Raw genomic sequence first — 9766 nt, forward strand, 5'->3', positions numbered from 1 at the left:
TCATTAGGTTGGTAGTTCGACCTTATATTGGCACATTCGATGCCGTTGGGCCGTCCACCCCAACACTTATGTGCCGATTCGGGGGTCCCGCGATTCAAATAAAACCAATCACGCTAATCGCGGATCACGAGACTTAGGCAATCTTCTGAAGCGTCGGCTCCGGTACCCCTTTGATCTATCTCGCCGCCGCGAGTCATCCGTTCACGATGAATCTCAACAAGCCCTAAAGTGTCTGACCTTGTTGTTTGGTAAGGATTTTAGCCTGGTCTTGCTCCGGCTGCCGCGAAGCCTTTGCCGCCACGCTCTCCCAATACTCTTCTACCGTCTGGCCTTTGACCTGGCGCCGGGCCATGGCCGCAATCCGCTCGGCAAGAGCCGTGCTGGATCGAGCTATATGAGCGACGGCTTCGCCATAGCGCCGCAGCTGCTCCGACAGACCGGACAAACGACTTTCCATGGCGCGAGTCAGACGGCGGTTCGCAAACCGCTCCGGCAGACTGGTCGGCGTCTCCTGGGCCATGGCCCGCGCCTCCATCAGCTGATGCGATTTTTGCACGGTCTGAACCGTCCCCCGTCGTAAATTGGCGGCTCGGTCAATCAAATTGAGGGATGATTCCTTCTCCGGCTGGCGCGCCAGATTGCGCTTCATATTGTCCAGAACATCACCGTGCAAAACCTTACGCCGGTCGCCCAGCGGGCGCCTCCCGGTAATTTCAGACCGTTCAGCACCCTCCGACGTGACGATGAAACTCTGCTCGCGATGGCGGCTGCCCGATGTATACGCCCCAAACGCAGAAACCAGCCGCGACCCACTCGGCATGGCGTGAATATGCTCGGTCACGGTGGAACCCTGCGCCGTGTGCGTGGTCAGGGCGTCACCATAGGCGAGCCTGACCTGGCCGTTGCTTTCATCTTTGAGCGTCGTCCATGCGACAAACCCCTCCTTCCCGGACGGATTGCGCAGCATGAGCCCGTCATCGCGGATCGCGGTGATTTCCAGCACCGTGCCGTTACGCCCGATATTGCCGACGGTATTGGTGCCCGTGAATTTGGCGTTGGTTCGCTCAAACAGCCGCACTCGGTCGCCCTCCGCCAGGGGCAGACTGTAGGCCCGTACCCCCTCCCCGTCCGTGGCCTGCACAGTGATCCTGTCCGCGCCGATCTCACCCATCGCCCGCCGCCGTTCACGGATCGCCACGCTGATGTCATGCGCCTCGGCATTGGTCGGCGCGCTCACGCTGATGGTAAAATCAGGCCGGTCGCGGTTCGTATCATTTTGCTGTTGCCAAAGCTCGGCGATATGCGAGATGGCCTCCCGGTAGCCACCGGGGGCGATGTGCAGGGTGTCATTGGCCGCCTTGCGATCCAGCGCCTCGGCTGTCTGGCCGTTGCGGAACATCAGCGTGGTTTCGCGCTCCTCCGCCCCCTTCTGACGCACGGAACTGCCCAACTCCGGCACGTTCTCCGGCCCGAGGGCGCGGCGCAACAAATCGATCACCGGCCCGGCCTCAACCGCCTGCATCTGTTTCGGGTCGCCGATCATCACCAGCTGAAACCCGTGTTTCTTCTGGGCGGCCAGAATATCATTGAGCTGGCGCGTGCCCAGCAAGCCAACCTCGTCCACTATGACAACTGAATCTCGGGTCAACGGTATCGTCCTGGCCTCGATCCCCTTGAGAAACGAAGCCACGGCGCGGATGTTCTGCTTATTGATCCCCGCCTCGGCCAGATCATCCGATTGCCGCCAGGCCAGCGCCATGCCGAACACCACCTTGCCCTCCTCCTGCCAGGCCCGGACCAGCGGCTTGAGCAAGGTGCTTTTGCCCGAACCGGCGACGCCGATGGCGAGCCCGATCCTGCCGCCGGTTCCCAACCTGTCGATGATCGCCCGCTGCGCCTGGCCGTGCTCGTTGGTAAAATCCAGCTCGGGGAAAGCTCGCACCGCCGCCTCGATCTTCGCCGGCGCTAGGGCGGCGCTCTTGTCCCGCCCCCCTGCCCGCGCCGTGGCGATGAGGATGGTTTCTTCGCGCTCCTCGAGCGTGGTGGTGATCGAGATTTTCTCTTTGCCCTGTTTGCCGGCGACACTGCCCCAGACCAGCGCCGCAGCCTCGCCCCGCCGGTTGATCCCACGCTCACGGAAGGCACGAGTGAGGATACTGACGTCCTCCGGCGATTCAATGCCCGCGACGATCAGAGCCTTCGCGGCGGTGACGCGGGCATCGGCCCCATCAATCACCGCACGCCGGTCAAAATGCTTTTCGAGCAAAGGCAAGGCCGCGCGATAGGCCGCCTCCAGGCGCTCCTCGCGGCTGAGTTCGAGCTGGATGGCATCCGGCCGCAGCACGCTACGGTGTTCATAGCCGATGCTCTCGGCCATTTTACGCCAGGCGGTGAGGTCGCTGACATCGTCGGATTTTGCCCCGCGCGGGTCCTGCACCCCGGATTTGAGCAGGACGATTTTGCGCTCCGGGCTGAGACTGTCCCAATCTACGCCCTGGCTTTGCGCATAGGCCCGCGCAGCTTCGGTGCCGCCCAAGGTGCGCTTGCTGAATTGCGCCACCACGCTTTCCGGCACGGCGCTGAGCCGCGACATATCGGTGCGGTGGTCGAGCGCCACCTCGACCCCGTGTTTGCGCACATTATTGGCGAGATAGGCGTGATAGAGCGCGCCCCATTCGTGAATCCGCCCTTCGAGCTGGGCGAGGTCCAACCCGCCAATCCGCCCGCTCGGTGTCTCGACGGCATTCATCACGGCGGCATGGGTATGGATCTGCATGTCGCCCGGCAACCGTCCGGCCGTGCCGGTCAGCGTAAAAAGCTCAGTCGTGGCGCGTCCTTCCTCATCGGGGCGGACCACTTCGACGGTCGGGCGCGCGGCATAATGCTCGAACGTCACCCAGCCGATGGAACCCGGCTCGAAGCCCTGCTTACCCCCCTGCCCTAATCTGGCCCGGCCGATCTCCACTTCGATGGCCAGCAACGTGCTGTGCACCGCGTCAGTATGCGCCTGATGCAACATCGCGCGCTCGGCCTGCGTGGGCGCCAAGGCCCAGGCGACGGAGAGCGATTTCGGCGCCGAAAAGGTAAAATCGATATAGCCGATCCGCGCTTTGCTCGCCTCGACCGCCAGTTTGTAGTCCCGGTCAGATAATGCGCTGCCATCGGCCTTACGGCCCGCCAGAATGTTTTCCCGCGCTGTCGGCGTGAGGATCTTCGAGGTTGCCCCCATAGCCGCCGCAAAACGCGCGACCGCCCGGCCCGCCTTGTCTTTGGCCAAGGCTTCACCCTCAACCGTCTGACCGGCAAGCACGCGCTCCAGCTCCGGGCGCGTCGGCCGGCGCGCTGCATCGAGGCCGAACAATTCACCAAGCGAGACCGTGGCGGATTGTTTTTCTTTGCCCGGAATGTCCTCGCCGTCGGCGCGTTGTCCGTTGAGCAGGAAGGCCACCTCTCTCGGTGTAAGCCCACGGTTCGGGTCGATGCCCAAGCGGTTCGCCAGCGCCGGATTCATATCCCGGCGTGGTGTCGCCGTCGCACTGCTGTAATCACGCTCGGTGCTCGCCGCCTGAATGGCGGCATCCAGCCGGTCCGCCAGCACCTCACCGGCGGAGGCCTGCCCAGTGAGCCGAGTCAAGCCGGCCAGCGCCTCTTCCCGCTGGATCATGCCCGCCGCGGCAAAGGCGGCGAGCGCGCGCCAGCGCAATGCGTCGCCCTCAATCGCCCTTCCGTCACGTTCCAGCGCGCTCTCACCCAGCCGCGCCGCTTCAATGTTCACCAACTCGTCCAGCGCAGCACCCGGCCGCAACTGCCCGTCCACCGCGTGACGCACATAGCGGCTGGCCACCGCCTCGGCCGCCGTCGGCGGCGCCACCCCCTGCTCATAGTAATCCGCCATCACCGCCATCTCCGGCGACAACGTCTGCTGCAACAGGTGCTCGGCCATATTCCGCGCCCCTCGCCCGCTCCCTGCGGCGCCGGTGCGGTAGGTCAGCATCTAAAACCCCGCCTCTTTCTGGTGCCGGAAAGCCAGAATCACGACGATGTTCTCCGCCGGCACATAACGGTACAGCGCGACGTACCCAGAATCCCCGAAGGTGATCAGCAGCTCGCGCAGCTCGGGCATCTCTTCCAGGGGTCTGCCAATTTCAGGGGCGGTTTCCAACAATTCAAACTGCCGCTCGATCGCCTCGGCCGCGCGCATCGTCGCCCGCGGGCCTGCCTCCGTCAGAAAGCGGCGGCAACGCTCCAGGCCGCGGGCCGCCCCCGCCGTGACCATGACCTCGGGCATTGTCTATTCGCGGACCGGGGGCAATTCCGTTTCTGCCGCCGTGCCCCAGCCGCGCACCCAGTGGCGCACCTCCTTACCCGTCAGATGCTGACCGGTGGCCTGAAATTCGGCCCAGGACGCCAACGCCTCTTGCTTGAAACTTTCCCTCGCTTCCTCGCGCTCGACATACTGCCGGATCGCTTCGCGCATGATCCAATGCGCCGAGCGCCGCTGCGTGGTTGCGAGGTGCTGCACCCGGTCCTGCAAGGCGGAATCCAGTTTTACGGATGTAGCCATGACTATTAGCCCTTTTTATTGACAGGTATTACCTTTAGATAATATAACCGCCCGGAGGTGGTTTGTCATGCCTTTTCGTTTCCGCCATGTGCCGGCAACGCCGGTGCGGCCGGGCAGCATCTCAGGGTGACGCCGAACCGGCAGAAGCACACCCCGCCTCCGGGCCAGGCGCGAGTGCCGCACTGATGGCGTTCGGCAACGCGTCAAATTTCTGCGCCAAGGTTTCGACCCCTGCCCCCATGCGCACTACCGCTGCGGTCAACTCGTCCAAGCTGGTGATGATAGGCGATGGCCCTGGTTCATCACGGGCCGCATCAACCAGCTCTTGCAGTAAATTACTCTGCTGTTGCAGGGTATCGAGCACCAAGCCAAGTGCCGTGACGATCGCGGTCTGGCCTGCTTCGAGGGCCGCGAGACGGGTCGAACTGGGGATCGGCAAACTATCAGAGGGCATGATCTGCTCCGGCGCTACGGACCGCGAAAGCGGCGCTCATCGCCACCTTAACCAGAGCCCCGCCGGGCCGCAACCAGCATTCGCTAGAGTGCCTTGGTCTGCTACAAAAGCTAAATCTAAAAAAACCCCCCTCACTGCCAGATTAGACGCTACTAAACACGCCTCGAAACACGCCTCCATTTACGCTACTCTTTGAGCTACGGAATACGCTACTAAACCCACGAAATAACTTGACCAAAGGAACCAATCTGGAGCCCGATAGCATCATGGCCGGCAAACGCATTCCTCCTGACGATGAAATCGAAGCCTTCGCGGCGATGTTGCGCCCGCTGGTTAAGCGCGGCGAAACAATCCGCCCGTTCCTCCGGCGCAATCAAGTCCGGTTGCGGGAAATCGTCGATGAGGAATCCTGGGCCAGTTTGGCGCTCGTCCTGACAAAACTCGGCATGACCTACAGCACCGGCCGGGCCTGGACCGCGCACACCATCCGGGTTGAAATGACGCGAGCCATCGCCCCGCGCAAAAGGGAGCGCGATCAGCAAAAAACTGCCCCTCTCGAACCTCACGCGCCTTTGCCCTCCGCGCCCCAACCGGCGCCTCATGTGGCTGCAACGGCACAAACCCCACCCGAGTCCGGGCCGCGATTCAAGCCCGCCACCCTCCTCCCCGTGCCCTTGCCTCATCCACTCGCGGCAAATCCCGCACCGAAATTCAAAGCCTTTTCGTTGAAGCTCAGCGCCCCACCCCAGGAACCAACCCAGGCTGAACTTCAAGAGCGTGAGGAAATTCAAAAACGCTTCTTCCCCTCATCGTGAGCCTTCCTTCTCTGATGAAATCGGCCAAGCCGTGATTTTATGTGCAGGATAAGCGGCTGGTGATACTCCCGCGCGATATGCCACATTCAAAGTTAGGGAGCGAACCGGCTTACGGAAGATGAAAGACGTGATATAAGGCTCGTGGGGCGGTACGCGCTGCCCTGGGGTGTGGAAACCTCTCATTACGCGGTTCGGTGTCGCCGTGAGGCACCGGAACTCCTGGACCAGTTGGTCGGGGAGCCTGTGACGCATGTCCAGGTTTCCCGTGAAACTAAAGGTCACAGGGCCGTCGTAATGCGGTTTTCCAACTCCCCGATCAGGGTCAGGATGTTGTCAGCGGGGGCGCACCGCAGACATTGCACGCATAGGAAGTGAGCATGACTGGCCGCGCCGCGCCAAAATCAACAGTCTGCCGAGCGACGTTTATGGCGTTGGTTAAGGTCTCTCGTGCTTTGGTGGACCAGGGGAAGGGCGGTAGGAAACTCTGGCCTAAACGCAAACCCCGCTCGGACGCCAAGACGCCCGCCGGTCCCGATCCAGGAGCGCCGTCGTTCAACGTCCGCGCGCCTGCCTTCCTCGTCGCAGGCAATCACCTTCGTTGTTGGAAATGCAGTGGCAATACCGCCGTCTATGCGCTCGTTGTTGCGCCCCCGTTTGACCACCGCGATGGCGCACGACAATGGGAGCCTGGCACCAGTCTCGCCGTCCTGGCGTATATTGAGAGTTTGCCGGAGCGGATCGCAGATCACCTCAAGCTGACCGCCCCCCGGTATTTCCGCGACGCAAGCCAATGGCATCGCCGGCCCTACTGGATGAATCATTGCGAATACTGCGGCGCAAAGATCGGTGATGCCGAGACTATCGAATCTGCCATCGCGCCCTTGAATACCGAGCGTTTTCAACCTGCCAACGTCAAATTATCTCACGTACCACAACCGTTCGAGGCATTGGCAACGCTTCACAATTGTTCCGATCAAGTCTCTGTCGAGGCGTAGAGGACAAAAAAATCGGGTGGCCGTGAAATGGGGGAACCATTCGAGGGCCTTCGAGACCATCCAGGCATACCCGAGTGCAGAAATACGAGTACGACCCAAGCTGGGCGTAAATCAGCCTGAGAGGTTATTTCGGGAGCGGACATTCAGCGTCACTCGTTGCCGGCAGCAATGCGCCCATGCCAGCCGTTCCAGCCGCCAACTTTCTTTCTCAATAGCAGCCGTTTAGTCGGGAGCATTGCCTTCCACCGCGTGGTATTTGACAGTTCGAGCATAACGTAGTGTCCTGAACGCACCGAGGGGTGTTCCGTGAAGGAACTGAGACGTCGCTTTGGGGCAACCCGCCGCGATAAACCCTTTGAACCTGATCCGGGTCATACCGGCGGAGGGACGGGGATTTGCAGAATGTCTTTGCACCCGCTCTCTGTTTTTTGGAGGGCGTACAGCGTGACCATTCAACAGAAGCTTCATGACGTGACCACCGGGCCGATTATCGGCTCGCGGAAAATCTATTCCGCTCCATGGACGAGACCCGACATTCTTGTGCCGTTCCGCGAGGTTGCGCTGCACCCCACCGCCAATGAGCCGCCCCTGCGGCTTTACGACACGTCCGGCCCCTATACTGAAGACATGGTCCGTATCGACCTTGATGCCGGGTTGGGCAAACCCCGCGCCGGGTGGATCGCCGCACGCGGGTTCACAAACGCCGCAGGGCGCGCGGTAAAACCCGAAGATAATGGTTTTGCGCCCGCTGACAGGCTGGTGCCGCTCTGTCCAGCGCCGCATGAAATTCATGTCGCGCCAGACGGAAAATTGGTCACGCAATATGAATTTGCCCGCGCCGGGATCATCACCGAGGAGATGATCTACGTCGCGCACCGGGAAAACCTGGGGCGCTGCGCCGCGCATGAGCAGGCAGCGGTCCTGCGCGCCGATGGTGAGGATTTTGGCGCGGCGATTCCGGAGTTTGTCACACCGGAATTCGTTCGATCGGAAATCGCTGCGGGCCGCGCCATCATTCCGGCCAACATCAATCACCCTGAGCTGGAACCTGTCATCATCGGGCGCAATTTCCTGGTGAAAATCAACGCCAATATTGGCAACTCCGCCGTGACGTCCAGTGCGGCGGAGGAGGTGGAAAAACTGGTCTGGGCGATCCGCTGGGGCGCGGACACGGTGATGGACCTTTCCACCGGGCGCAACATCCATAACATCCGCAGCTGGATCCTGCGTAATTCACCCGTGCCGATCGGCACCGTGCCGATCTACCAGGCGCTGGAGAAAGTGGGCGGTGACGCCAGCAAGCTCGATTGGGAAGTGTTCAAGGACACACTGATTGAGCAGGCCGAACAGGGCGTGGATTATTTCACCATCCATGCCGGCGTGCGGTTGGGATACATCCCGCTCACCGCCAAACGCGTTACCGGCATTGTCTCACGCGGCGGCTCGATCATGGCGCAGTGGTGCCTCAGCCATCACCGCGAGAGTTTTCTCTATGAGTATTTTGGCGACATCTGCGACATCATGCGTAAATACGATGTATCGTTTTCGCTGGGCGATGGCTTGCGCCCGGGCTCGAACGCCGATGCCAATGACGCCGCGCAATTCGCCGAGCTGGAGACCTTGGGCGAGCTGACGAAAACCGCCTGGGCCAAAGGCTGCCAGGTGATGATCGAAGGCCCCGGCCATGTGCCGATGCATAAGATTAAAGCCAATATGGATAAGCAACTGGCCACATGCCACGAGGCCCCATTCTACACGCTGGGGCCGCTAACCACTGACATCGCGCCGGGCTACGACCATATCACCTCCGCGATCGGCGCAGCGATGATTGGCTGGTTCGGCACCGCCATGCTCTGTTATGTCACGCCGAAAGAGCATTTGGGCCTGCCCAACCGGGAGGACGTAAAGACCGGCGTTATCACCTACAAGCTCGCGGCCCATGCCGCGGATCTGGCGAAAGGCCATCCCTCCGCCAGATTACGCGACGATGCTATCTCGCGCGCAAGATTTGAATTCCGTTGGGAGGATCAGTTCAACCTTGGCCTTGACCCAGACACGGCGCGTAGCTTCCACGACGAAACCCTGCCCAAGGAGGCGCATAAGACCGCGCATTTCTGCTCCATGTGCGGTCCAAAATTTTGTTCCATGAAAATCAGCCACGACATCCGCGAGGAAGCTGACCGCCTTACGGGGTTGGAAAAGCAGAACGAGGCTTTCGCACTGACGGGTGGCCAGCTTTATGTCCCGCTCCGGGAGCGCGCTGCCGATACGCCGGAAGTAACAGCGCCCTCCCCGGGGTAGCGTTTATCTCAGATCGGCCGCGGGGTCGCTTCTGCGCGGCGGGTGGACGCCAGCTCAATGAAGGCGCGGATATAGTCGATGTCCGCGTCCGCCTCGCGCAGCCCTAAGAAAATCTGCTTGGCAACGCCATCGCGCCCCAGGCGGACGGGGCTGACGTTGAACTTCGCGGCATTTTCCTCCACCAGCCAGCGCGGCAGGGCGGCCACGCCGCGGCCATGCGCCACCATCAGCAGCATGATGTCGGTGGTCTCAATCGGTTTATGCTGCCGGGGGCTGATTCCGGCGGGGGTAAGAAACTGGGTGTAGATGTCCAGCCGGTCGGCCGGGACCGGGTAGGTGATCAGCGTTTCTTCGGCTAGCTGGTGCGGCAACACAAAATCGGCGCCGCACAGCGGATGCTCTCGCCCGACCACCAGAACCTGCTCGTAATCAAACACCGGCGTGAAGCGCAGGCCCGGTTTATGGAGCGGATCGGGCGTGACCAGCATGTCGATCTCGTAGCCGAACAGTGCGCCGATGCCGCCGAACTGGAATTTCTGGCGCACATCCACCTCCACCTTCGGCCAGTTATCCGTAAGCGGTGCTCGACGGCCCTTCTTCCCGGAAGATATGGAATATGATTCCCCGTTTTGAGGCA

8 protein-coding genes and 1 riboswitch are annotated in these 9766 nt (G+C 61.6%); of the genes, 3 read left to right on the forward strand and 5 right to left on the reverse strand.

Going from position 1 to position 9766, the window contains the following annotated elements; all coding sequences use genetic code 11:
- Positions 1–223: 223 nt before the first annotated feature.
- The 4 genes from mobF to QQJ84_RS08460 all read right to left on the reverse strand — a co-directional run bounded on the left by mobF (position 224) and on the right by QQJ84_RS08460 (position 5018).
- Entirely contained in the window at positions 224–3994 is a 3771-nt protein-coding gene (mobF, locus tag QQJ84_RS08445; RefSeq protein ID WP_284257701.1) for a MobF family relaxase, read from the reverse strand.
- On the reverse strand, positions 3995–4288 hold the full coding sequence (locus tag QQJ84_RS08450) for a type II toxin-antitoxin system RelE/ParE family toxin (protein ID WP_284257702.1): 294 nt from the start codon (positions 4286–4288) through the stop codon (positions 3995–3997).
- A 3-nt stretch (positions 4289–4291) separates the two neighbouring features.
- Positions 4292–4564, reverse strand: coding sequence for a CopG family ribbon-helix-helix protein (locus QQJ84_RS08455; protein ID WP_284257703.1), 273 nt, complete (start codon positions 4562–4564; stop codon positions 4292–4294).
- A gap of 121 nt (positions 4565–4685) precedes the next feature.
- Positions 4686–5018 carry a hypothetical protein gene (locus QQJ84_RS08460; RefSeq protein ID WP_284257705.1) on the reverse strand — a complete coding sequence of 111 codons (333 nt, stop codon included), beginning with the start codon at positions 5016–5018 and terminating at the stop codon, positions 4686–4688.
- A 266-nt stretch (positions 5019–5284) separates the two neighbouring features.
- Between QQJ84_RS08460 and QQJ84_RS08465 the strand changes: the two genes are divergently transcribed.
- The 3 genes from QQJ84_RS08465 to thiC all read left to right on the forward strand — a co-directional run bounded on the left by QQJ84_RS08465 (position 5285) and on the right by thiC (position 9129).
- Complete coding sequence (locus QQJ84_RS08465; RefSeq protein WP_284257706.1) at positions 5285–5833, forward strand: hypothetical protein; 549 nt, start codon at positions 5285–5287, stop codon at positions 5831–5833.
- A 377-nt stretch (positions 5834–6210) separates the two neighbouring features.
- A complete protein-coding gene (locus QQJ84_RS08470) occupies positions 6211–6828 on the forward strand; it encodes a hypothetical protein (protein ID WP_284257707.1) in 618 nt (205 codons plus the stop codon).
- Positions 6829–7113: 285 nt separating this feature from the next.
- Positions 7114–7233, forward strand: a riboswitch (TPP riboswitch).
- Positions 7234–7272: 39 nt separating this feature from the next.
- Positions 7273–9129 carry a phosphomethylpyrimidine synthase ThiC gene (thiC, locus tag QQJ84_RS08475; RefSeq protein WP_284257708.1) on the forward strand — a complete coding sequence of 619 codons (1857 nt, stop codon included), beginning with the start codon at positions 7273–7275 and terminating at the stop codon, positions 9127–9129.
- An 8-nt stretch (positions 9130–9137) separates the two neighbouring features.
- Here the strand turns inward: thiC and QQJ84_RS08480 are convergent.
- Positions 9138–9766, reverse strand: a 629-nt coding sequence (locus QQJ84_RS08480) for a LysR substrate-binding domain-containing protein (RefSeq protein WP_284257710.1), incomplete at its 5' end; no start/stop codon positions are given.

It is taken from the genome of Acidocella aquatica (assembly GCF_030160635.1).
GTDB classification, from domain to species: Bacteria; Pseudomonadota; Alphaproteobacteria; order Acetobacterales; family Acetobacteraceae; genus Acidocella; species Acidocella aquatica.

What these genes read in the sequence shown, in the direction of transcription:
- QQJ84_RS08460 (WP_284257705.1), bottom strand. Translation starts at nt 5,018, where the DNA reads ATGCCCTCTGATAGTTTGCCGATCCCCAGTTCGACCCGTCTCGCGGCC.
- QQJ84_RS08470 (WP_284257707.1), top strand. Translation starts at nt 6,211, where the DNA reads ATGACTGGCCGCGCCGCGCCAAAATCAACAGTCTGCCGAGCGACGTTT.
- mobF (WP_284257701.1), bottom strand. Translation starts at nt 3,994, where the DNA reads ATGCTGACCTACCGCACCGGCGCCGCAGGGAGCGGGCGAGGGGCGCGG.
- QQJ84_RS08450 (WP_284257702.1), bottom strand. Translation starts at nt 4,288, where the DNA reads ATGCCCGAGGTCATGGTCACGGCGGGGGCGGCCCGCGGCCTGGAGCGT.
- QQJ84_RS08455 (WP_284257703.1), bottom strand. Translation starts at nt 4,564, where the DNA reads ATGGCTACATCCGTAAAACTGGATTCCGCCTTGCAGGACCGGGTGCAG.
- QQJ84_RS08465 (WP_284257706.1), top strand. Translation starts at nt 5,285, where the DNA reads ATGGCCGGCAAACGCATTCCTCCTGACGATGAAATCGAAGCCTTCGCG.